A 23,010-nucleotide genomic window follows, 5' to 3' on the forward strand; every position below is an offset into this window, starting at 1 on the left:
TAGGCTTTTCGCAATGTCGTCATATCCTTAAAAAGTTCTATCAAAAATAAACAAAAATTGACAAAATCAATATAAACAGATACAGTGATGGGGCGAATGAGGAAGTTCGTACCTATAAGAAAAGCCCTAGCTTGGCAGAGCTAAGGCTTTTTTTGACCAGCTTTTTCATAACAGCTGCTTTTCTTAAGCTTTGCATCAGGAGTTTCCAAACGGGAAATTCCTTTTACTATATGTATCTAGATTGGAACTTTAATTTCTATAGAAGATACCATATAATTAAAGGCAAGGAGGGCCTTATGAACATTGGTCAAAATATCTATTTAAACCGGACTAGGATCAATTTTACACAGGAACAGCTGAGTGAATACTTACATTTAACAAAGGCAACCATTTCTAAGTGGGAAAACAATCAGGCTACCCCTGATATTCACTATCTTGTCTTAATGGCTAATTTATTTAATATCAGTGTCGATGATTTAATTGGCCACAAAAAGATCCTTTCATCACAGGAACGCAGTCAACTGTTTAATGATTTGAAAAATAACAAAAAGAAATTCACAGCTGATCAAAGCCTGGCCAATATTGAAAAGCTGTCTAAGCAGTATTTAAATGATTACAAGACTCTGCTCATGCTCGTTCAGTTTATGGTCAACTCTTTTTTAGACAATAAAGGCTTAAAAGACCGGACTGCACAACTGGCTTTGGCTCTGCTGAACAAGATTATCAGCCATGCTTCGGCAGAAACTGAAATTCAGTCGGCAATCATGCTAAAAGTGATTATCCTCTTCCAAAATGAAAAATACGATGACATTATAGAAATCTATCATAACAGGCCTTATAAACTTGGCGAGGAACTGATACTGGCTAACAGTTATGCCCTAAAAGGTGATATTGAAAAAGCTAAGGAAGTCCTGCAGGTAGAGCTTTATCAGCAAATTTTATTAATGGTTGAGTCTCTGTCCACTTTAATCAGTTATGAGACCAAGGAAAACAGCCATGAAATCATCAGGCGAATGACTGGTCTCATAGAGCTTTTTAAACTGGAAGAGCTGCATCCTAACTCTGCCATCAAATGCTACTATACTCTAGCCCTTTATTACATTGATTCGGAGGAAGAAAAAGCAATAACTTTTTTAGGTAAGCTGCTGCAGTGCTGCAAAAATCTGCTCAAGCAATTTCAGCTGCATGGGGATTCCTTCTTTTATACGATAGACGACTGGCTGGAATCTCTGCCAATGGGAACCCTTCCGCCTACCAATAAAAAACTGCTGATTAATCAAATGGAAGAGACCTTTAATACACCAGTCTTTGCTAAACTAAACAGCCATCCACAATTCCAATCTTTTATCAAAGACATTCAAGAACTGAAAAAGGAGCTGCAGCATGAACCTTACGATTCCTAGTACCTATCTTCCCTTCCTCATTCCTCTTTTTGCACTGCAGCTGATTTTAATCATCATAGCATTTGTAAAACTGAAAAGAATCAAACAGACAAATTACCTCAGTAAAGCAGCTTGGATGGTAATCATCTTATGTGCCAATATTCTGGGACCAATCCTATTTATCACGATTGAAGGAAAGAAACAATGAAGGCCATAACATTTGAGAAAGTCAGTAAATCTTTTAAAGATAAGCACATTTTAAATCAGGTGTCTTTAGAACTGACTGACAATAAAATCTATGGATTTGTCGGTCCAAACGGCTCAGGAAAAACAACTACCCTCAAAATGATGCTTGGACTGACCAAGATTGATAGCGGTAATATCCAGATTTTTAATGAAAAAGTTACCTTTGGCAGCACCCCTACCAATAAACTCATCGGCTATCTGCCTGATGTGCCTGAATTTTACGACTATATGACTGCTGCAGAATACCTTAAATTATGCTCAGGATTTTCTCAGGGTAGACAGCCTCAGCGGGTGGAGGCTTTGCTGGAAGAGGTTGGTTTAAAAGACAGCAAGCAGCTGATCGCCACTTATTCCCGGGGTATGAAACAGCGCTTAGGCTTGGCTCAGGCTCTTATTCACAATCCTAAAATACTCATCTGCGATGAACCGACAAGCGCCCTTGATCCAAAAGGCAGACAGGATATTTTAAAACTCATTTCACATCTAAGAGGAAAAAAGACGGTTATCTTTTCAACGCATATACTGTCCGATGTTGAAAAAATCTGCGACGATGTGCTGGTGCTGAGCAAACATACGATTCAAAATCTCAGCCAATTAAAAGCTCGCAGCGCAGAAAAGGAGAAAGTCCTTTATACTGTTGTGCTGAAAGTCAAAAAAGAAGACCGCCCAATTTTGGAGCAGCACTTCCAGCTTGAAGAGGATGAAAACAAGATAAAAATTTATCTCCCTGCTAAAAAGAACGCCGCTAGCAGTGACATTTTAAAGGATTTCTATCAAAAACTGATGGAGCTAGGAGTCTTCCCTACCTTTATAGAGGCAGCAGATGAGTCCTTAGAACAGCTGTATTTAGAGGTTATATCATGAACTATTTATCAGTCATGCTCAAAAAAGAATGGTTGGAAAATATAAGAACTCACAAAAGCGCTGCAATGCTTATCTGCGGCATCTTTTTTGGAATTCTGGGACCCTTTACTGCTCTTATGATGCCGGATCTTATGGCCGGTCTGTTGCCCAAAAATTTGAGGCCAATCATTCCCGAGCCAACTTACATAGACTCCTATACCCAATACTTTAAGAATATCAACCAATTAGGACTTGTTATTCTCGTTTTCTTGTTTAGCGGGACACTTACTCAGGAACTAGCAAAAGGCACATTGATTAATTTGATCACCAAGGGACTGTCTAAAACATCAGTCATTGCAGCTAAGTTTAGTGTCCTGTCTTTCATCTGGAGCCTTACCTATCTTGCAGGGTCCGCTGTCCACTATGGCTATACCTTGTATTATTTTAATAATAAGGGGCTGCACAAAATAACCGCCTATCTGGGAAGCTGGCTATTTGGCCTTCTCTTGATTAGTTTGATTCTCTTATTTTCTTCTCTGCTCAAGAAAAACAGCGCTGTCCTGCTGGGAATTTTCACTGTAATCGTAGCTTTTTTCTTAATCAATGTCATGAAACCCATCAAAGATTTCAGTCCCCTGCTGCTTATCCAAAAGCAGTCAGACCTTTTGCTGGGACATTTTTCCCTACACCGTTACCAGCTGCTGTTCTTGCTGGTAATAGCTTTGATTCTGATGAACTTGGCAGCGGCAAATCTTGCCTTCAAAAGAAGCGAAATATAAAATCAAAGCGGAACGGCCCTTTAAAGGCACAGTCCCGCTTTTCTTATTCCATAAAAATCCTTTACCAGATGCCTAAAAAGTACTGCATGGCAAGACTGACTAAGGTAATGACTGCCCAGCAGGAAGCCCCCAGAGCAATCGCCTGTCCGCCTGTTTTAATCAGCTTGACAATATTTGTATTGAGCCCTATCGCACTCATGGCCATGACAATGCAGAATTTAGAGAGAGTTTTAAGCGATTCAAAGACAAGAGGATTAAAGCCCAGCCCCGTCAAAAGGGTTGTCAAAACAGAAGCCAAAATGAAATAAAGGATGAACATGGGAAAGACCTTCTTGATGGCGACAGTGTGCTCTTGAGTTTGTCCGCTTTTTTTAGCCTTGTAAACTTGGTAAAAAGACAGCCCCAAAGTGATGGGAATAATGGCCAAGGTTCGCGTCAGCTTAACAATTGTTGCGCCGTCCAGCGTATTGGAATGGTGCAGACCGTCCCAGGCTGCTGCCGTTGCTGTCACAGATGAAGTATCATTAACTGCTGTTCCTGCAAAAAGCGCAAAGCCGTGATTCGACAGTCCCAGCATATCTCCCAAGGTTGGAAAAATCAGAGCCGCCAAAATGTTAAAAAGAAAAATAACGGAAATAGATTTGGCGATTTCTTCATCATCAGCCTTGATAACAGGTGCTGTCGCGGCAATAGCAGAGCCTCCGCAAATGGAAGAGCCAACACCTACCAAGGTCGCTGTTCGCACATCCAGCTTAAACCACTTTTGTAAAAGAAAAGCCAGCAGCAAAGATGAGCTTATGGTTGCCAAAATAATGGGCAGCGAGGTCCTGCCGACTGACAGCACCTGCGATAAATTTAAACCGAAGCCCAGTAGAACAACTGCAAATTGTAAAATGTATTTAGAAGTAAAAGCAATTCCAGCTTCTGTCTTTTCTCGTCTGTGATAAAAAGCAGCCAGCAGCATGCCCAGAAAGATAGCAAATACAGGCGCCCCAACGATTGGAAAGAGCTGCCCCAGCCACCAGGCTGGCAAAGCAATGACCAGGCAAAGGACAATTCCTGGTAATTTAAGCATGAAACGATTCGTCATAAAATCTCCTTATCAGTATTTGATTGCTTTCATTATAACGATTTCTAATCATGATGTAAAATTATGATTTATTATGTTATAATAACAAAAAGGAATGATAAAATGTTAGATTACCGTGTTAAAACCTTTATTACTGTCTGCCAAACCTTAAATTTCACCAAAGCTGCAAACGAATTGCACATCACACAGCCGGCAGTAAGCAAACATATCAAAGCTTTAGAAGCGGAATACGGCTGCACTTTATTTGTTTTTAAGGGCAAGCAGTGCCGGATGACCGCTGAAGCCGAAAAGCTTTTTTTGATGCTCACTTCCATGGCTCACGATATTAAACACTTTAAAAAATCGGTTCATGAAACACCGACACAGCTTTATTTCGGTGCTACAATGACCATCGGTGAGTACGTTTTGCCCGAGCCGCTGTCACAGCTGATGAAGGCTCGGCCTCGGCTGGAATTAAAAATGACTATCGGCAATACGCAAAAACTGCTGAAAGAGCTTGATAAAGGAACTATTGACTTTGCCATTATCGAGGGATTCTTTTCCCAAGAACGCTATGATAGTTCTGTTTACAGGCATGAACCCTTTATCGCAGCAGCTTCACCTTCCTATCCTTTAACAGCAAAAAGGCCAAAGCTGACCGATTTGCTGCAGGAATCTTTGATTGTCAGGGAAGAGGGCTCCGGCACGCGCGAAGTTTTAGATACCGTGTTAAAAGCGAAAAATTTGGCCATAAGCGATTTTCAGAAGGTCAGTGAAATCAGCAACCTCAACACCATCAAACAGCTGGTCATGCGCAGGCGCGGCATTTCTTTTTTCTACCGCAGTGTCGTTGACAAAGAACTAAAAAACGGAAAACTGATCGAAATACCGCTGGAAGATTTCCCAGTCTACCATGATTTTACCTTTGTTTGGAACAAAAACAGCTTTTTCCAAGAGCAGTACAAAGAGATTTTAAACTTTATCAAAACGCATTCTTAGCTATTTTATTGCCTTATTAGGAGACCTCACCAGTGTCTTGTTTTCACATTCCTTCTACTGTTCCAGCTTTTATTTTAAGTGCCTGTCAGCTCAAGGCAGAAATTGCCAAAAAGGCTGCTGAATTGGGCGGAACCATGAAACTTACCTCTGCTCATATATTCTTACTTTATCTTCATAACTTAATTTCATCAAAAAGCACCCCAATCGTTAGATTTTCTGTCTAACTTTTGGAGTGCAGTTTATGATGGCTGCCAGCGTATAGGCTTTTTCTTTCCAAAATGCATTTGCCAAGGATTTCATGCCAGCTGCCTAGCTTTCTTAGGCCAGCTGCTGGCGCAGCGTCTCCCAGCCTCCCTGCTGACTTTTCAAGATGAGCAAAGAAGCTGCTACAGCCGTTAGATTTTTACTAATAGGCTTAGCAGCAAGCCTTACAGAAGAGACAGAATTTCTCAGTCAAATTCTTCATCAAAGTCCTCTTCTTCCGCCAGTTTCTTTTGACGGCGGCTTTTTTGCAGGATACTGATGGATAAAACAGCTGAGAACAGGGTTACAAGTCCGCCTAAGATTAATCCTTGCGGAACATAGTAGAGGTCGATGCGGTGCTTGCCTGCAGGTAATTTAAAGGCCAGCATGGCATTCCAAACTTCTTGACTTTTGACGCGTTTGCCATCAACTTTCACGCGCCAGCCGGAATTATAAGGAATAGAGGTCAGTAAATAATCCTTGCCCTCAGCTTGTGTCACTGTCCCAGAAAGCGATTTTGACGTCACCTTGCTGGGGTTCCACTTAGCAATTTTTTTCTGATTTACAAAGGTCTGAAAACTGTCATCATTAAAGCGGTAAAGCTTCAAATCAGCAATATCCAGCGGATTATTATCTGTCAGCTGAATTTCAAAAGTCTGCTCCTGACCTTTGCTGTCAGCTGCCAAATTCCACAGCTGAGGATGGCGGTAACGGTCAAAGACTGTATAGGCCCGTCCATTTACAGACAGTTTGATGTGAGACAGGTTGCCTGAGCTGATCCTCGCAGAATACAGGTAATAGGCATTGCTGTCCGCAGGAGTCCACTTGAAACGGATAATCCCAGGACGTTCAGACGACTGGCGTCTGTAGATTTGCTGACCATTTTCGCCGTTGATTAAGGTGACATTATCCAGTGTCATATCCGTCCGATAAGGCTCTAAAAGGTTTTCCATACTGTCCGAAAGACCGTGGTAAATCTTATTTTGATTAGCCGCGACATCTTTATCGTCCAGTTTGGTTTTGAGCATAGCCGCATCACCTGAAAAGCCTAAACCAAACACTGTTTTATTCTCTAACAAGCTTGCATTTTTAAGATGCTGAACAGGCTGATAATACTTGCCCAAGTCTTTTCGGGCTGAATAGCTCCAGATGCCGTTATCCACAAAATAACGCAGATTAAACAGCGCATCTGTCAGCGGTGTGCCACCCGCATACATCGCAATAGCCGTTGAGGAAGGGAGTCCCAGATTTCCTAAAAATTCCAGATTTTTGTATTCGACACTGGACGTAAAATGATTGATACCGTAATAATTATAGGTCAGTGAATCATTCCAGGTATTGGCACTGCTTTTCTCCATACGTACCAATGTTGATTTAGGCAGTTTTAGCTTGTGATAGAAAGCTTCCTGCTTGCTTTCTGCCTGCAAAACCGAGCTGGGACTGTGCCATAGATTTCTCTCGATTGTAAACTTAGCATTAATGCCCATATCAGCCATACTTAAAAGCAGCAGCAGACAAAGCTGCCAATTCTTAGCAGAACGCCATGAAAAGAGCAGGACAATCAGAACTGCAAGCACAAGCATAGCAAGTTGCTGCCAAATAGTGACCAAAGTATAGGATTTCTCCTGCACTGCAAAATACACATAAACATTAGCCAAAAGCACCAAAACAAGGGTGAGCGACAGCTGCAGGCGGCTCCACGAGCTGATCTTTTGAAAAGCTTGGTAGGTGATAAGCAGGAAAACAAAGCTCAACAGCCAGGCATTGCGGTAATAAAAGCCGACCGGCATCTGCCCCATGTGCCAAAGCCGAATGGCAGCAGCATTGGAAAAGGCAAGCAGTAAAAAGGCCAGCAAGACAAAACTGCTGATTTTCTTTCGCAAATCGATGGTCTTTGTCCAAAAGAAATTAAACAGACCGATAAAGCCAAGCACACCAACGTAGAAATTGGGCAGGGTATTGAAATCTCCCCACTCTTCTCCGCTGGCAGCACCCGGAACAAATTTGATGAGCAGTTTGAGAGGATTGTAGAGAAAGGTGAAGACCCAAGGATACTGCTCCCCTCCTGCTACTTTGGTATCCAGCAAACCATAAAAAACCGGCAGCAGCCAGACGGCACTCAGGCCAACTCCCAAAAGGGAATACAGGAAAAGCCGAAAGAGCTGTTTGATCTTGAAAATAAAGGCAGCTTTCTTGGCCAAGAGATAGTAAAAGCTATAAAAGACAACAAAGAGCGCTGCCATATAAGCCGTGTAGAACTGGGTGATAAACATGGCAGCCAAGACCAAAGAATACTTAAGACTGCCCTTCCCATCGAGAATCTTTTCTAATCCAATAATTAACAGCGGCAGTAAGATGAGATTGTCCAAAAAGTTAGGATTGACCTGATGCACAATCAAAAAACCGCTCAAGCCATAAACCGCAGCAATACAGACGGAGAGTAACCGATTGCCATAAGCCTCATAGCGCTTGTGAAGGAAATAATAGAAACTAAGGCCCGCAAATCCCTGACGCAGCACGGTTACCAGAAAAACAGCCAGATTAAGGAATTTAGCCGGAGTCAAACCAATGGCCAAACTAAAGAGACTGAGGCTGTTAAATCCCCAGACAGGCGGCATCACACCGCCCATTCCCTTATGCCAGGACCAGAAAAGAGCGCCGATATCGAGGTGTTTAAAAGCATGTCCCAAGGCACGGTAAAGCGGAATGTACTGCAAGGTGTAATCACCGCTCATGATCGTCTTTGTGCCAAAAGGATAGAGCTTCATCACAGCAAAAACAATCACCATCACCAAAATCGGCAGACTAAAGGCTGCTAAAAAGCTCAGCGTATCTTTAAGAGGGGACTTCTCCGCGGGTTCTTTGCCATCATCATGCCGGCTGAGCTCTTTTTGCTGCCTGGATCTGCGCTGCGAGCGGCTGAAGGTTTTCGATAGCTGCTGCGGGGACTCCTGAGAAATTTCGGTTCCCTGAACCATCTTTGTATCTTCTTCTTTTCTTGCTACCATCGTATCTCCATTTTTACTTTTCACTCATTATTCTCATTGTATCATAATTCAAAATCATTGTTAACGCTTCTTTTAAGGCTCATCAGGCTTTAAAAAGAAGAGCATGGGTGTTGTCCCACGCCTCCTAATTAATTACCTCTAAACAGCGAGAATGGCAGACCTCAGACTGTTATTCTGCAAAGCCGTTAGGATGCTTAGTCTGCCAGCGCCAAGCATCTTGACACATACGTTTGAGATCATATTCTGCCTGCCAGTTGAGCTCCTGTTTAGCCTTTGTGACGTCAGCATAAGAAACTGCAATATCCCCAGGGCGTCTGTCAGCAATTTCATAAGATATGGGGTGACCGACAGCTCCTTCCATTTCCTTAATTACCTCTAAGACAGATGAGCCTTTTCCAGTTCCCAAATTGTAGACGGAAAGACCCGAGTGAGGTTTCAGTTTCTGGATGGCGGCAGCATGGCCGCGCGCCAAATCAACAACATGAATGTAATCACGAACCCCGGTTCCGTCCTTGGTATCATAATGACTGCCAAAGACTTGAACCTTCTCCAGCTTTCCCAGTGCAACCTGAGTCACATAAGGCATCAGGTTGTTGGGTCTGCCTTTAGGATCCTCTCCCAAATCACCCGAAGGGTGAGCACCGACAGGATTGAAATACCGCAGAATAACAATATTCCAGGCAGCATCTGAAGCCGCCAAATCCGTCAGCACATCTTCAATAATCAATTTTGTCCGTCCATAAGGCGTCAGGCTTGAACGCGGCGAATCCTCGGGCACCGGTACCGGAGCATCATTACCGTAAACACTGGCAGACGATGAAAAAATCAGATTTTTGCAGCCAAAAGTCTTCATCACCTGCAAAAGTGTCACCGTTCCTGAAACATTATTATCATAATAATCCAAAGGCATGCTGCTGGATTCATTGACGACCTTGAGACCGGCAAAATGAATAACAGCATCAACCTTTTCTGCTTCAAAAATGGCAGTCAGTTTTTCTTGATCTCTGATATCAGCCTGATAAAAGCTGAGCGGCTTGCCGGTAATAGCCTCAATAACCTTCAGGCTCTTGGAATTTGAACGGAGTAAATTATCAACAACAACAAGGTCATAACCTTGATTCAGTAATTCAACACAGGTGTGAGAGCCGATAAAGCCGGCTCCCCCAGTCACCAAAATCTTTTTAATCAGCATAATTCTTCCTAACCAGACAAATTATTGTTAAAATAACTCATTGTTTCCTGTTCTGTTATCGTACCACTTTAAGAAACCAATGAGAGCCAGAGAGAAGATGGAGACGGCAATTCCTGTCAGCAGTCCCTGCGGCAGGAAGGTCATTTCAATTTGATGTTTCCCGCTTGTAATCGGGAAGGACAGCAGGCTTTCCCAAGCTTCACTGGTCTGTACTTTCTTGCCGTCTACTTTGACTGTCCAGCCCGGATTGTAAGGAATGCTTGTCATCATGACATTGCTCTTATCTGTAATCGTGACATGCCCCTTAACCAAGGTATTCGTCCACTTAGTAACCGTCATATTTTGCTTCAGGCGTTCCTTGATAACCTTCCTGATAGCCTTTTGGTCGGCCCGGACCAGTGCCATGTTGGTCAAATCAATCTGATCATCCTGAGAGGTTTGCAGCTGCAGAACCATTTCCTGACCCGGTGTTCTATCCGTCAGATTCCAAAGCTGAACTTGGTCATAGCTTTGCGAATAGTGATACCACTGGTTATTGAGCATGATGGAAATATTTCCCATGGACTTGCGCAGGCTGTAAGGCGCTTGGAAATAGTAGGTAAAGTCAGTCTGAGGCGTAAAGATGATTCTAACCGTGCCGGGCTGCTTCTTATCAATGCGTTTGAAAATCCGTTGGCCGTTTTCATTGACTTCCTGCATATTGAACAGTTCAATTTTAGGAATGCCGACATATTCAAAATATTTCTGCTCAACACCAGACATTGATGAGAGGATAATATTTTGGTTGGACACAGGGTTATTAAGGCCAAACTTAATATTTCGCGTCAGCGTATTGGTTCCAAAAGCCGCAGAAAAGACATCGGGGTTTTCATAAATGATAAATCGCTTATTTTCATAGATCGGTTTGTAGTAAGCTGTAAGGTCTGAACGCGTAGAATTACGGTTAAAGAACTGCCAGTTAGGATGCCGCTCCATATCTGTCACCGTGTATTCCTTGCGGTCAATATAGTAGCGAACGCCATAAAGAGCGTCTGTCAAAGCCGTTCCGTTGGCATAGAAAGTTGCCGCATTGCCCCCGACATCTCCCATCGAATTGAAAAGATTGATGGTTGATTTTTCCATGTTGGAACTAAAGCTGCTTAAACCGGGGTAAGAAACGAGGAAAGGATCATTTTTGGAATAAAGAAAACTTGATCCTACCCGATAGAAGCCAGCCTTATTTTTCTTTTTGATAACATCGACCAGCTCTTTCATATTCTTAGTAACGTCTGTAAACTTATACGCATCGGCGTAGGCCATGGTAACCTGTGAAAGATAGGCATTGTAGCCCAATTCAAGCGCAGTAATCAGCGCCAAGGCAGACCAAACGAGCTTGCTCTTTGGACGCAGAGCAAAATACATCAAGATTAAAAGCCAGCTGATAAGGGTCAAAGATACCTGAGTCAGCAAGAAACCCTTGCTCAGCAGGAAAAAGGACACAACCATAGCAAAGAGGCTGGCTGCAACAGCGCACAGTCTGGCTTCTTTGTAACGGCTGAGACGTTGCCAAGAAAGAGCCGCCAAACCGCCAAACACAGCCACTATCAACAGTCCTGTCAATATACTGTGATGGTTGACAAAACTTGTAACAGCCTTGGGCTGACTTTTAGCAATGTAAGTATAACTATGATTAATGACATAATAAGCCGAAGCAAAACTCAGGACAAGGCCTGTCACCAGTCCCTTCCAGCCCAGATACTTGTCTTCTCTGATGGCCTGATAAGCAAGGAGCACCATAAAGAAAGAAACAATCCATGAAAACCGATAGAAGAAACCGGCCGGATTTTGCCCCATGTGCCAGATCTTGCTGGCAAATTCATTAACGATAGAAACAAAGAAAATGAAACTGATAAGGCCGGCTGCAATCTTGCGAAACTTATGAGCCTTGGCCTGTACAAAGTAAAGAAAGAAGCCGACCAGAGCCAAAGCCCCCACGTAAATATTAGGCAGATTAGGCCCGGCTGCCCAAGAAGATTCATTGTCAAAACCGCCAATCATCAGCTTTGATAAAATATCCAAAGGATTGATCTGCAGGGCAAAGCTAAAGGTCATCGGGCTGTCATAAGCCCCTTTACTGCGCAGAAGGTTTAAAAAGATGGGATAAAGCAGAAAGAAGACCGACGCTATTCCCAGAACAGACGCATAAACAACGCGCCAGACAGGCATAAAGAAGGCTCCCAATTTCACCTTCCAGTCCCCTTTTTCTGCCAAGCGGGGCGCTGCATAATAGCAGGTATAAAGGGCAATAAAGAGACAGATCATGTAGCCCATGTAAAAATGCAGCAGCATGGTCAAAGCCAAGAGAAAGATGTATTTAAAAGGCTTCTTGCCGTCAATCACTTCTTCCAGACATACGATCAGCAAGGGCAGCATGATCATGGCATCGTAAAAGATCGGATTCATCTGATAAGAAACGATCATGCCTGACAGAGCGTAGGCGGCAGCCATAAGAGGCGGCAGCCACAGATTATAATCCATGGCCTTGTAACGCTTGATCAAAAGATAGGCAAAACTCAGTCCCATCGCTCCGTAGCGCAGCCAAATGGTCAGAAAGACAGCCCACTTGAATTGGGTCAGCGGCAGCAAAATGTACAAAAGATTAAAAGGACTGATGAGATTGAAACCCCAGACCCCAATCATAGCTCCGCCAATAGACTTGGAAAAGGAATAGAAAAGCCCCGACCAGTCTCCACTTAAAACAGTGGTCTTTAAGAAGCCATACAAGCCAATATACTGCTGGCCAAAGTCAACAGCCATCAAGGTATTTCTGCCAAAAGGAAAAACCCCCATGAAAAACCAGACCACAAGCATAATCAGCATGGGAAGAAGCGCGCTCAAAAGGAGCACCTGCGCCTTTTTATTTGCTTTGAAAGGCAGTCTTTGCTTTTTTTCTTTACGTGTTGCGTGACTCATCCGACTAGATCCTCTTTTGCTTTCTCAATATTAGTCTCATCCACAATATAATGCGGACGCCGTTTCACTTCATAGTAAATCTTACCAATGTATTCGCCCAGAATGCCTATCGAAATCAGCTGTACGCCGCTAAAAAGAATGATGGCTGCCAAAGTCGTAAAATAACCGCTGACGAGAATCTCCGGTTTGACAAAATAAGCAATAAACATCACCAGCAAATACAGCAAAGCAAAACCAATGCAGGCAAAACCAAACTGAATGCAGATACGCAAAGGTTTATCATTAAAGGAGATAATGCCCTGAAAGGCATAGTTCATGGAACGTCTGAAACCAAACTTACTCTCACCGGCTTCTCGGATATGATTTTTGTAAGGAATAACCTTTTCTTTAAAGCCAATCCACGAGAAGATTCCCTTGGAAAAACGATTGTACTCCGGCAAGGACAAAATAGTATTGACAGCTTTCCGGCTGAACAGTTTAAATTCTGAAATCCCGTCGGTCAGCTGTACATCCATCAGATGATTAGAGAAACGGTAAAACAGTCTGGCAAAAAAGGTACTCTGTCTTGATTCTCCCTGACGGTCTCGCTGCCCGCTGACTACATCGTAACCTTCTTTAAAGGCCGCTACAAAATCCGGAATCAGTGCGGGCGGGTGCTGCAAATCACCATCCATAAGCATGACAGCTTCGCCAGTTGCATACCTCAAGCCGGATAAAATAGCACCCTCACGTCCAAAATTGCGGCTGAAGCTGATAAATCTGACCCGCTGATCCTGATCTGCAATTCTCCTCATCAAGGTTAAGGTCTTATCTTTGCTGCCATCGTTGACATAAACCAATTCATAGTCATCAATACTAGCTTGTGCCAGCATCTCCTGCAGCTGCTTGGAAATCTCGCTATGTGTTTTTTCAATCATTTTTTCTTCATTGTAAAAAGCAACGACGATTGATAATTTCATACAAACCCTTCCTCGTTAATCTTGCTGTTTTTGTCCAAAAACAGCATTATACCAATTGTATTCTATCATAATTCAAAAGACTTTTCGAGGTCTTTTATTCCCATCCTCAAATCGTCCGTCTCAAAAAACGTTCTTTTTCTCAGCTGAAAAGCCTTATTTAGGGTGAACAGAACCTGTTCTAAACTATTTTTAAGAACACAAAGAGGCAAAGACTGTTGTCCCTGCCTCTTTCATCCTATTTTTAATCAATATCAATTATGATGTTTACGGTAATAGAATAGACCAGTCATTGAGACAGCTGCAAGACCGAGAAGTGACAAAACAGTGCCGCTTTCTTCGCCTGTGCTTGGAAGTCCCTTAGCACCAGCATTTTGTTTGCCTGATGGCTTATTAGGTTTGTTTGAAGTTTTACCTGCTGGAGCTGTTGTCGTTGTTTTTTCCGGTTCCTTAACTTCAGTAGTCTTTTCTTCAGCTTTTGTTGTTTCTGAAGATGCTTCTGTCGTTGCTGGAGCCTCTGTAGTTGTTGGAGCTTCCGTCGTCGTTGGAGCCTCTGTAGTTGGCTCTTCTGTTGTCGGTGCTTCCGTAGTGGTTGGAGCTTCCGTTGTCGGTGCTTCCGTAGTAGTTGGAGCTTCCGTTGTAGTCGTTGGCTCTTCCGTTACCGGAGCTTCTGTGGTTGTTTCCCCTTCAGTCGTTGGAGCTTCTGTTGTGGTTGGAGCCTCTGTAGTTGTTGGAGCTTCCGTTGTGGTTGGAGCCTCAGTTGTAGTCGTCGGCTCTTCCGTAGTAGTTGTTGGTTCCTCAGTTGTAGTCGTCGGCTCTTCTGTAGTGGTTGTTGGTTCCTCAGTTGTAGTCGTCGGCTCTTCCGTAGTAGTTGTTGGTTCCTCAGTTGTAGTCGTCGGCTCTTCTGTAGTGGTTGTTGGTTCTTCAGTTGTAGTCGTTGGCTCTTCTGTAGTGGTTGTATTTCCATCTACACCGCCGGCCGCATTAACATTAGCTACAGAATGGTTAAATTCTTTACCCTCAACAGCTTCTTTCCCATTTTCCTTGTACCAAGCTTTACTGTTGTTTTCAAAAGTTTTTTGCTTAGGATTATCAACTTTAGTCAAGTACATGATGCTAAAGCTGTTCAAAGAAGCATAGCCTCGAGGAATGTTAACACTGATATGACCGCTAGCCGGATCCGCTGAAATGGTTGCTCCATATCTTTGGGTAAGCTGATTAATACCTTCTTGGCCGCGGTAAGATTCACTGCCATTTACAGTAATCTCAAAACTGTCCATATCCAATGTCTGACCTGACTGAATATCATCTTCAATACGAACATCAGTATCTACATAGGCTCTTTCATTGTTGATATTCAAGAACCAGCGCACGTGATCAGTGTCATCTGTCTGCATATCCCCAGTCTTGTAGTAGAAAACGCCGGTAGTTCCCGCAGCAGATTTAACGACGCTGACTTCAGCTGTCTGGCCGCCGCTGGTAACTCTGAAGCTGCCAGTATGTGCTTCGGTGGTGTCCGTTAAATTCCGGCCTTCGATTTCAAATTCACCCCAGCCGGTGATGTTGTGCAAGCCAGTGATCCCGTCATTGAAGGTAACGACCGCTTTGTCTTGCGTCACTACCAAATCACCGACATACTGGCCTTGAACTGTCAGCTGAACGGTTTTACTATAACCAGATCCTTTGATTGTTCCTGAATTCTCCCAGTTAACAGTTATGGTATCGCCAGCCTTAATCTTTTGAGCATGCTCATCAAATTCAAAGCGAACAGTGGTTTTGCCGCCGTCATTGATTTGAGTCGGTGATACCGTCAACGATGAAATGTTACTGCTGACATCACTTGCCTGAGCCTTAGTTAGGGCTATAAAAAACATTGGCAAAATGATGGCAACGGTTCCAAAAAACTTTAATAGTTTTAATAAACCTTTTCTTTTCATTTTTTTAGTCCTTTCTGCAACAAAATTGTTACAAGGACATTATAGACGTTTTTCACTTTTTTGTCAATAATAAATTTTCGATTAAAAACAAATAATAAAAAAGAAGATCTTTTCCAATCTTCTTTTTTAATTATTAGGCTTTATCCTATTTGCAGCGGAGAAATCCACCGCAGGGCTTACAGAAATTTTTCTAGACTCAAAAGTCCCATATGACCTACAATAATAAGAGACCAAACCATCATTAGAAAGCGTCATATGGAACATATTTATAATACCACAAAATCGGTCAGAATTAAAGATAAAAATGTCATATTGCTGCTTTCTCTTGTTTCATACTATCATTTTTTTTAAGAGAAAAACAAAAAATATAGGATAAATTTATCCTATAAATTATTAGAATATTTTATAGCAATTGAAATTAAATAGTATTATATCTAAAACCCCAACAGAAATCTTATTCTGCTGGGTCTTTTTCTATACCGGCGGCCGGGGTCGAACCGGCACGTCCTTGCGGACACTGGATTTTGAGTTCTATGAATACATTTTTTTAATCTTATAACCTTGATATAATAGAGTTTTAAAACTTTTAAATCTTGCAAAATGGACTCATTTTTCAAATTTTAGTAACTTTTTGGTAACTCAGTCATAGCATTATTAAAAAAAATATTTATTCCAAGTATTCTATCTTTTAAATAGACCACCAAAGTACTTAATTAAATCCTGTAAGTTATCACGTTTTTTCAAATCACTTATATACTTAACTAAAATCGTTTGAGTATAATTTTTATCTGTTTTTAAAAAATTACTAATACTAGTAGTATTCCCTTTTTCAAATTCTGTTTTATATGTTTCTGTTAAAAATTCAACCAATTCAAAAATTAATTTTTCAATCAATTTATCGACATCATCATCAACATAGTTTGAAATAAATTTACCATATTCAAAAAATTCGAGATCTTCCTCGACTTTTTGAGTGTCAAGTTTAAAATCTTGGTTAACAAGTCTGTATATAAAACCCATTAAAGCAAAAATGGCTAATTTAGAATTATTTAGAACATTTAGTTGTTCTATATTTAAATTAGAATAAGCTTCATTATTCTTAAATTTAGAAATGGAATTATCTACTCTCTTATTCAATTGAATTAAATCAACTAAAAAGTCGACCTGATTTGGATTCTTTCCATATTTTTGACGAAAAATTTGTTTATAATGAGTATTATTTGAAAATAGTGATTTTTTATTTGATCTAGCTGTTCCAGGTTTTTGGGAAACAAAGGAATATATTAGCTGAGCTAGCTCCTCATTTTTGATCTTGTTATCCCCATATTTTCTTGGAGCTACAACCCCTCTCTTTATTTCTAAGAAATATCCTTTTTCATCTAATAGTCTTTGAAGCTGAAGCATCTCTGGTGCGTTTGATTTCAGATCTCGAGGTTGTATTGGCTTTTGCGAATTTGTTGCTTCTGCGATTTCATTGAAAAAATTCATAGTTTCCGAGCTCCCAAGCTCTTCAACGCTTTTAATAATTTTTGCCATCACATAAAAATCATCTGATACTGATTTTAGATGTTTAGCTATCAATGTAGTAGTTTGTCCACCGTTTACGATTGAAAAATCATATATCTTTACAGTATTCCCATCTAGTATATAATCCTTACAAGCTATCGTAAGACCATTATTTCTGAACCAAAAGTCATCTTTATCATGATTTATTGTATTAATTATTCCATCATCGACACTTTTCGATTTAATATATCTCCTAATATTCAAATTAAATAGACCTTTGCTCTCATATTTATCATAGGCTTTCTTTAAACTGTTTGCGCTAATGTTCAAAACACTGCCTTCAAAATTATTAGAGCGATACTCTAGAACATTTTTAGATTGATCTATATCAAATTTAAATTCCTCAACAACATTAAGTGCTGTTTGTAAATCTTCGATAATTTTTTCAATTTCATTCTCACTATAAAATAATAGCTCTGAATATTGAGAGTTATGTTCAACTCTTGATTCAACTTTAGCTATATTAAACGAGGATAAGGATGCAAATACTATTTCTATATTTCCCTCATTTTCGTCATTTAAACGATCAATAACATTAAGATATCTTTCCTTTAAAATTTTACTATAGTTGGATGTATTATTATTTTTAAAGTTTCTTATAGTGGAGTTGATTTTATCAATTTCTGACACCACTCCGTTGACATCACAATTCTTAGAATATTTATTTTGACCTATTATAACTTTAGAGTTTTCATCATCATAAAATACAAAATCAATACCACCATCATTTGCCCCATCAGTTATATTTTGGTTTATTATTTCATACCAATATTTACTGTAGTCCAAAGAATTATAACATGTCAATGCACATACTAGAAAATCAAAAGCTCTTTCTTCAGTAAGCTCTTCCCCTCTAATTTTAGCTAATTCCATAATTTTCTTTATTTCGTTTTCAATAATTGCACTCATTTGAATTTCCCCCAAATTAATTTTCCCAATATGTTTTTACTTCTTCAAAAATAGTATCTAAAAGCTCTTTATCCTTTCCTGATAAATCATATTTTTCAATTATACTATCTTTTAATTTCAACGACTTAATTTTATTTTTTGTCACCTCAACTGCTATAGAATGTTTTAAAATATCAAATTCTTTTTTTGAAAAATTAGCAATATTAGAAATATCTATCTGCTCTAACGGTATACTGTCAATTACTGAATAAGGTGTTTGTCCTAGTAAATAATCAGTCGTAGTCTCAAATAAATTAGCTAATTTTACTACATATTCTAATCCAGGTTCTAGAGTACCATTCTCCCAACGAGAATAAGTTCCTTGTTGAACACCGATTAATTCTGAAATTTGTACTTGAGTTAGTTTCTTTGATTTTCTTAGACTTTTTAATCTATCTGAAAAACTATAATCCTTTAAATACATAAACCCCTCTTTAAAATATTCTAATTCGAATATTTTTTCTTGACAAAATATTCTAAACGGTATAAAATAGAATTATTCCATAAGGAATATTTCTTTTGAGATTAAATATTCCATTGAGAATATTATAGCATAAAAGGAGGTAAAAGCGTATGTAATTAGTAGTCGATTTAAAAAATTTTAATAAAGGAGGTAAGATTCGACAAAATAAAAAAATCTTGAAACAAATGTGCCGTTCGTTCCAAGATCAAAACATATTATGTAACAATTATACCACAGAAAACTCCTCAGTTGCACAAAAAATTTCGGAGGTTTCACAAAAAAATGACCAATAAAGAGTTAGTCAATCAAATTTCTGGCCTAAACTCTACCTCTACTCTTAAAAATTGGATTGAACTGATTAAAGAGATAAGTGGCAAGGAATTTAAGAAAATTAAAATTCCTATCAGTAGAAATTCCAGAACTCATCAATTAAGTTACACAGTTGCCTATGACTTTACAGACGAAGACCTTAGACAATTTCAAAAGTTAGCTAATCTAAAACTTGAAATAGGTCTAAAAGAGGCTATACAAAAAGTATTTGGGAGTCTAGCAGACAATGAGCAAGAACTCCTAAACCACCAAGTAATAGATGAGCTCTATGATGAACTGAGCGCCTTAAAACAGGAATTTAAGCGAGAAATACGACTGATAAAAAATGATAATACCAATCTAAAAAAGAAAATCCAAGATATTGAAGAGTCGATGCAAACCGGTTTATTAGGGTTTGTTCAGAAGAGGTCAAAAAATAGGTTCGGCTAATAGCGAGTTTTCGGCTGAGCCATGAGGCAGAAAGCCGAAAATGAGCGTAGATGCGGACGGACCATTTTTGACCGTTAGGGTGTGTAGTAACACCACCCTCTGCAAGTTAGGTGTACCATCGAAAGAATTCAGTATTTCCAAGGGTTTCGGAGATTTTAAGGGTGGCAAAATTAGGCAAAAAGTTGAATCAAAATCTATGGCAAAAAATGAACATTTACGTTCTGTATTTGACTGGATTCAAATTCAGTTTGATAAGACTGAATTTTCGCCAAGAGAAATAATCGAAGATATTCTATTTCTTGACTATGACCTATTTATTGAGAATAAAGGGAGCCTTAAATACTATAACTATAATAGCCAGCTTCATTATGGGAATATCCGTATCTACTATGGAGTGAAAGAGTCGTCCTACATGCTTGTCATGTCAGGACAGGCACTCGAGTTCTATAGAGATATGGTATTAGATCCAAATAGTCTGTCCGAAAGACAGTTTCTGAACAACCTCTACTACAATTACAATCAATTTTCAGTAAGACGAATTGATATTGCAATAGATGATTTTAATGAAACACCCTATTTCACTCCTAATCAGCTTCTAAAAATTTGTCAGAAAAAACGCTTTATATATGGAAAAAGCACCTACTACAATACCTACGGAGATGAAACAATCGGCCAGACCTTATATTTAAGAAAACCCAATGATAATGAAAGACTTAGAATTTACGATAAACGCTTAGAACGAGCTGAGAAGCTCGGTATCAGCAAGCGATATATAGAAAATTGGATAAGAACTGAGTTAGAACTTAGGAAAGAAAAAGCTCACTACTTCATTCAAGAATGGTTGCATTCAGAAATAGATCTTCTCAACTTTACCAAGGGATATCTCAAAGAAAAAGTGAGGTTCTATAGTGATAGTCACTTCTCAAAACCTTTGAGATCTTGGGAAAAGTTTTTAGGTTACTCAAAACCTGTCTCTATCATTATTTCAAAACCAAAAACAGAACTAGAACAAAAATTAGAATGGTTTACCTATAAAGGTTCTGGAGCTATTCTAAAAGCGTATAAATTTCTATACGACAATAACTTACTGCATGAGTATGAGAAATATAACTATCTCGCACTCAACAATATGGAATATCCACCAGATTTAGCAAGTGGATTAATAGAAAGGGCACTTCTCTTTAAAAGAGAAGATTTGATCCCTATAATCAAAGAAAATATCAAAAGGAGAAATTAATTATGGCAAAAATGCTTTCACAAAATGACTGGAATTTTAATAACATTGGAACAAAATTTGAATTGGATGAAGTCATTCCAAAATTTGAAACGGAAGTCCGAGCAGATGCAAACGGAGAAATTATCAAAAACCGAGATGGTAGCGAAAGACGTTTTAATACCGATAAAATCATAGGTTGGAAATACAATGTAACGATCAAGGATGGACAATTCAAAAAGAAATCAACCCAAGTCTCAGTAGACAATCCAGATGCCTTGGTTGATAATGACTATATCCAAGCAATGGACGAGGTACCAGTTACATTTGACAATTTACAAGCTACTATGATTAGCACGACAATGTATTACAAGGCGGATGCTATCCATTTAGTAGATGTAAAACAAAAATAAGTATCAGACAAGGGGAGTTAATCCTCCCCTTACTTAATCTAATTAGAAAAGGAGATAACATGATTAAAACTGTAACAAAAGATGACCTTATCGAACTTGGATTTGCTCCAGGAACTGCAAGAAAGATTATCCACACCGGCAAATTACTATTTACTATTAGTAAATCGTGGTTTTAACATCTACGATAACAAACGGATTGGTACAATTCCAGCCAGTGTCGCTGAAGAACTATTAGGAATTCAACTCCAGAAAGAAGCATAATGAATGACTATTCGTAAAACTAAAAGTGGTAAATGGACCGTTGATGTTTCTAATGGTTTCCACCCAGTCACACAAAAAAGAATACGTATCATTCGAAAAGGATTAAAATCTAAAAAGGAAGCCCTAGAACTAGAACAACATATTCGAGTTGTAGAATTAAAAGAAAAACAATTTGACTTTGTAGTAACAACAGATATGTTATTCCAGTTGCTTGAAGAAGACGATTTGAAAAATGGCAGAAAAATAAGCTATACAAGTACACAAAGAAACAATTATGAGCGTCATATTAAACCATATTTTAAAAATACAAATTTAAATAAATTAACGTATGACCATATATTTGAATTTCGTGAATACCTAAAAACAAAACCTAAAAAACAAAATGAAAGAGAGACTTTAAGTTATAATACAATTAATAAAGTTCTAATTCTACTTAAAAAAATTTTTGATACTGGTATAAGAAAATCCCTCATTGATAAAAATCCTGTTGAGAATCTGAGAAAATTACCAATTAGGAAGCCCAATATCAAATTTTGGAGTATAGAAGAGTTCACGAGATTTAGAGAACTTATTCGAGATGATGAAATAAGCTATGACCTGTTTTTCGTAATTGCTTTCTTTACAGGGATGAGAATGGGAGAAATCCTCGCATTGAACTGGAATGATATAAATCTTTTAACAAATACGATTTACGTTACCAAAACGGTATACTTTGTCAATAATACAAGCTACATTAATATAACAAAAACACGATCAGGAACTAGAAATATAACAATCAATCAGAAATTAGCAGAAATGCTAAAAGAATGGAAGGTAAAACAAAAAGAAAAACTTGAGGAATTTACGAAAAATACAGACGAACTACAAATAATACAGAATACACCAATAACAATTACAAAAAATATGATTGATAAGAAGTTTAAGCAAATACTAGAAAGGGATAAAGATTTAAATAAAATAAGAATTCATGATTTGAGACACTCTCATGCATCATTACTAATAAATCAAGGAGAAGATTATCTTGTTGTTAAAGAAAGATTAGGACACGTATCAATAACAACAACAATAGATACTTATTCTCATTTGTACCCAAGCAAACAGAAATCATTGGCTAATAAACTTGACGATTTATTTTAAATTGGAAAAAAATGGTAACTCAACATACAACAGAGAAAAAAAGACAAGGTCCTAAAACCTTGTCTTTAATACTATACCGGCGGCCGGGGTCGAACCGGCACGTCCTTGCGGACACTGGATTTTGAGTCCAGCGCGTCTGCCAATTCCGCCACGCCGGCTAGTATCATTAAGAACTGGGGTAGCTGGATTCGAACCAGCGCGTCAGGGAGTCAAAGTCCCTTGCCTTACCGCTTGGCTATACCCCAATAATAGGCGAGTGATGGGGATCGAACCCACGCATGCCAGAGCCACAATCTGGTGTGTTAACCACTTCACCACACCCGCCAAAATACTATAAACACGGGCAGTAGGAATTGAACCCACACTGAAGGTTTTGGAGACCTTAGTTCTACCTTTAAACTATGCCCGTAATATGGAAGGGGAGGGATTCGAACCCCCGAACCCGAAGGAGCGGATTTACAGTCCGCCGCGTTTAGCCTCTTCGCTACCCTTCCTAAAATTATATACTATGGCGCGGGACGGAATCGAACCGCCGACACATGGAGCTTCAATCCATTGCTCTACCAACTGAGCTACCGAGCCTTTCTATTGCGGGAGCAGGATTTGAACCTACGACCTTCGGGTTATGAGCCCGACGAGCTACC

17 protein-coding genes, 6 tRNA genes and 1 pseudogene are annotated in these 23,010 nt (G+C 39.6%); 10 read left to right on the top strand and 14 right to left on the bottom strand.

Annotated elements, in window-relative coordinates; genetic code table 11:
• Positions 1–296 precede the first annotated feature (296 nt).
• Genes BMI76_RS01900 through BMI76_RS01915 form a run of 4 tightly spaced genes read left to right on the top strand, consistent with a single transcriptional unit; the run spans position 297 to position 3,250 of the window.
• The gene (locus BMI76_RS01900) at positions 297–1,403 is read left to right on the top strand and encodes a helix-turn-helix domain-containing protein (RefSeq protein WP_075345931.1); all 1,107 of its coding nucleotides are present in this window, start codon (positions 297–299) and stop codon (positions 1,401–1,403) included.
• Positions 1,384–1,590 carry a PLDc N-terminal domain-containing protein gene (locus tag BMI76_RS01905; protein WP_075345932.1) on the top strand — a complete coding sequence of 69 codons (207 nt, stop codon included), beginning with the start codon at positions 1,384–1,386 and terminating at the stop codon, positions 1,588–1,590. The genes BMI76_RS01900 and BMI76_RS01905 overlap by 20 nt, the downstream gene beginning before the upstream one ends.
• Positions 1,587–2,492: an ABC transporter ATP-binding protein gene (locus tag BMI76_RS01910; protein WP_075345933.1), complete on the top strand. Its 906-nt coding sequence runs from the start codon at positions 1,587–1,589 to the stop codon at positions 2,490–2,492. The genes BMI76_RS01905 and BMI76_RS01910 overlap by 4 nt, the downstream gene beginning before the upstream one ends.
• Positions 2,489–3,250: an ABC transporter permease subunit gene (locus BMI76_RS01915; RefSeq protein ID WP_075345934.1), complete on the top strand. Its 762-nt coding sequence runs from the start codon at positions 2,489–2,491 to the stop codon at positions 3,248–3,250. Before BMI76_RS01910 ends, BMI76_RS01915 begins: the two co-directional genes overlap by 4 nt.
• 61 nt (positions 3,251–3,311) lie before the next feature.
• On the opposite strand, the gene BMI76_RS01920 is transcribed toward BMI76_RS01915, so the two are convergent.
• Positions 3,312–4,340: a YeiH family protein gene (locus BMI76_RS01920; protein ID WP_075345935.1), complete on the bottom strand. Its 1,029-nt coding sequence runs from the start codon at positions 4,338–4,340 to the stop codon at positions 3,312–3,314.
• Between the two features lie 102 nt (positions 4,341–4,442).
• Between BMI76_RS01920 and BMI76_RS01925 the strand changes: the two genes are divergently transcribed.
• The gene (locus BMI76_RS01925) at positions 4,443–5,318 is read left to right on the top strand and encodes a LysR family transcriptional regulator (RefSeq protein ID WP_075345936.1); all 876 of its coding nucleotides are present in this window, start codon (positions 4,443–4,445) and stop codon (positions 5,316–5,318) included.
• Between the two features lie 449 nt (positions 5,319–5,767).
• Here the strand turns inward: BMI76_RS01925 and BMI76_RS01935 are convergent, their stop codons facing one another.
• The 7 genes from BMI76_RS01935 to BMI76_RS01965 all read right to left on the bottom strand — a co-directional run bounded on the left by BMI76_RS01935 (position 5,768) and on the right by BMI76_RS01965 (position 18,544).
• A complete protein-coding gene (locus BMI76_RS01935) occupies positions 5,768–8,569 on the bottom strand; it encodes a YfhO family protein (RefSeq protein WP_075345938.1) in 2,802 nt (933 codons plus the stop codon).
• Between the two features lie 169 nt (positions 8,570–8,738).
• Positions 8,739–9,755, bottom strand: a complete 1,017-nt coding sequence (galE, locus tag BMI76_RS01940) for a UDP-glucose 4-epimerase GalE (RefSeq protein ID WP_180372821.1) — start codon at positions 9,753–9,755, stop codon at positions 8,739–8,741.
• Between the two features lie 33 nt (positions 9,756–9,788).
• Positions 9,789–12,713 carry a YfhO family protein gene (locus tag BMI76_RS01945; protein ID WP_075345940.1) on the bottom strand — a complete coding sequence of 975 codons (2,925 nt, stop codon included), beginning with the start codon at positions 12,711–12,713 and terminating at the stop codon, positions 9,789–9,791.
• Positions 12,710–13,672, bottom strand: coding sequence for a glycosyltransferase family 2 protein (locus tag BMI76_RS01950; protein WP_075345941.1), 963 nt, complete (start codon positions 13,670–13,672; stop codon positions 12,710–12,712). The genes BMI76_RS01945 and BMI76_RS01950 overlap by 4 nt, the downstream gene beginning before the upstream one ends.
• Positions 13,673–13,923: 251 nt before the next feature.
• Positions 13,924–15,606 (bottom strand): collagen binding domain-containing protein, encoded by a 1,683-nt coding sequence (locus BMI76_RS01955; protein ID WP_075345942.1) that lies wholly within the window; start codon positions 15,604–15,606, stop codon positions 13,924–13,926.
• Positions 15,607–16,287: 681 nt separating this feature from the next.
• The gene (locus BMI76_RS01960) at positions 16,288–18,081 is read right to left on the bottom strand and encodes an AIPR family protein (protein WP_075345943.1); all 1,794 of its coding nucleotides are present in this window, start codon (positions 18,079–18,081) and stop codon (positions 16,288–16,290) included.
• Between the two features lie 16 nt (positions 18,082–18,097).
• Complete coding sequence (locus BMI76_RS01965; RefSeq protein WP_075345944.1) at positions 18,098–18,544, bottom strand: helix-turn-helix domain-containing protein; 447 nt, start codon at positions 18,542–18,544, stop codon at positions 18,098–18,100.
• A gap of 321 nt (positions 18,545–18,865) precedes the next feature.
• Here BMI76_RS01965 and BMI76_RS01970 point away from each other — a divergent pair, with 321 nt between their 5' ends.
• From BMI76_RS01970 to BMI76_RS01990, 5 genes and pseudogenes are all read left to right on the top strand, one after another.
• Positions 18,866–19,342 carry a hypothetical protein gene (locus BMI76_RS01970; RefSeq protein WP_075345945.1) on the top strand — a complete coding sequence of 159 codons (477 nt, stop codon included), beginning with the start codon at positions 18,866–18,868 and terminating at the stop codon, positions 19,340–19,342.
• Between the two features lie 40 nt (positions 19,343–19,382).
• Positions 19,383–20,579 carry a replication initiation factor domain-containing protein gene (locus BMI76_RS01975; RefSeq protein ID WP_075345946.1) on the top strand — a complete coding sequence of 399 codons (1,197 nt, stop codon included), beginning with the start codon at positions 19,383–19,385 and terminating at the stop codon, positions 20,577–20,579.
• Positions 20,580–20,581: 2 nt separating this feature from the next.
• Entirely contained in the window at positions 20,582–20,968 is a 387-nt protein-coding gene (locus BMI76_RS01980) for a hypothetical protein (protein ID WP_001096843.1), read from the top strand.
• Positions 20,969–21,027: 59 nt separating this feature from the next.
• Positions 21,028–21,229, top strand: a pseudogene (locus BMI76_RS01985) (DUF3173 domain-containing protein).
• A gap of 3 nt (positions 21,230–21,232) precedes the next feature.
• Positions 21,233–22,366 (top strand): site-specific integrase, encoded by a 1,134-nt coding sequence (locus tag BMI76_RS01990; RefSeq protein WP_075345947.1) that lies wholly within the window; start codon positions 21,233–21,235, stop codon positions 22,364–22,366.
• Between the two features lie 74 nt (positions 22,367–22,440).
• On the opposite strand, the gene BMI76_RS01995 is transcribed toward BMI76_RS01990, so the two are convergent.
• The 6 genes from BMI76_RS01995 to BMI76_RS02020 form a co-directional block, all read right to left on the bottom strand.
• Positions 22,441–22,524: transfer RNA gene (locus tag BMI76_RS01995), tRNA-Leu, on the bottom strand.
• A gap of 15 nt (positions 22,525–22,539) precedes the next feature.
• Positions 22,540–22,611, bottom strand: a tRNA-Gln gene (locus tag BMI76_RS02000).
• Between the two features lie 6 nt (positions 22,612–22,617).
• Positions 22,618–22,690: transfer RNA gene (locus tag BMI76_RS02005), tRNA-His, on the bottom strand.
• 14 nt (positions 22,691–22,704) lie between these two features.
• A tRNA-Trp gene (locus BMI76_RS02010) sits at positions 22,705–22,775 on the bottom strand.
• Between the two features lie 4 nt (positions 22,776–22,779).
• A tRNA-Tyr gene (locus BMI76_RS02015) sits at positions 22,780–22,860 on the bottom strand.
• 15 nt (positions 22,861–22,875) lie between these two features.
• Positions 22,876–22,948: transfer RNA gene (locus BMI76_RS02020), tRNA-Phe, on the bottom strand.
• Positions 22,949–23,010 lie beyond the last annotated feature (62 nt).

Origin of the sequence: Streptococcus sp. 'caviae', assembly GCF_001937065.1 — a bacterium.
Taxonomy (GTDB): Bacteria; Bacillota; Bacilli; order Lactobacillales; family Streptococcaceae; genus Streptococcus.

What these genes read in the sequence shown, in the direction of transcription:
- BMI76_RS01920 (WP_075345935.1), bottom strand. Translation starts at nt 4,340, where the DNA reads ATGACGAATCGTTTCATGCTTAAATTACCAGGAATTGTCCTTTGCCTG.
- BMI76_RS01980 (WP_001096843.1), top strand. Translation starts at nt 20,582, where the DNA reads ATGGCAAAAATGCTTTCACAAAATGACTGGAATTTTAATAACATTGGA.
- BMI76_RS01910 (WP_075345933.1), top strand. Translation starts at nt 1,587, where the DNA reads ATGAAGGCCATAACATTTGAGAAAGTCAGTAAATCTTTTAAAGATAAG.
- BMI76_RS01955 (WP_075345942.1), bottom strand. Translation starts at nt 15,606, where the DNA reads ATGAAAAGAAAAGGTTTATTAAAACTATTAAAGTTTTTTGGAACCGTT.
- BMI76_RS01925 (WP_075345936.1), top strand. Translation starts at nt 4,443, where the DNA reads ATGTTAGATTACCGTGTTAAAACCTTTATTACTGTCTGCCAAACCTTA.
- BMI76_RS01915 (WP_075345934.1), top strand. Translation starts at nt 2,489, where the DNA reads ATGAACTATTTATCAGTCATGCTCAAAAAAGAATGGTTGGAAAATATA.
- BMI76_RS01905 (WP_075345932.1), top strand. Translation starts at nt 1,384, where the DNA reads ATGAACCTTACGATTCCTAGTACCTATCTTCCCTTCCTCATTCCTCTT.
- BMI76_RS01975 (WP_075345946.1), top strand. Translation starts at nt 19,383, where the DNA reads ATGAGCGTAGATGCGGACGGACCATTTTTGACCGTTAGGGTGTGTAGT.
- BMI76_RS01900 (WP_075345931.1), top strand. Translation starts at nt 297, where the DNA reads ATGAACATTGGTCAAAATATCTATTTAAACCGGACTAGGATCAATTTT.
- BMI76_RS01950 (WP_075345941.1), bottom strand. Translation starts at nt 13,672, where the DNA reads ATGAAATTATCAATCGTCGTTGCTTTTTACAATGAAGAAAAAATGATT.
- BMI76_RS01970 (WP_075345945.1), top strand. Translation starts at nt 18,866, where the DNA reads ATGACCAATAAAGAGTTAGTCAATCAAATTTCTGGCCTAAACTCTACC.
- BMI76_RS01990 (WP_075345947.1), top strand. Translation starts at nt 21,233, where the DNA reads ATGACTATTCGTAAAACTAAAAGTGGTAAATGGACCGTTGATGTTTCT.
- BMI76_RS01935 (WP_075345938.1), bottom strand. Translation starts at nt 8,569, where the DNA reads ATGGTAGCAAGAAAAGAAGAAGATACAAAGATGGTTCAGGGAACCGAA.
- BMI76_RS01960 (WP_075345943.1), bottom strand. Translation starts at nt 18,081, where the DNA reads ATGAGTGCAATTATTGAAAACGAAATAAAGAAAATTATGGAATTAGCT.
- BMI76_RS01945 (WP_075345940.1), bottom strand. Translation starts at nt 12,713, where the DNA reads ATGAGTCACGCAACACGTAAAGAAAAAAAGCAAAGACTGCCTTTCAAA.
- BMI76_RS01965 (WP_075345944.1), bottom strand. Translation starts at nt 18,544, where the DNA reads ATGTATTTAAAGGATTATAGTTTTTCAGATAGATTAAAAAGTCTAAGA.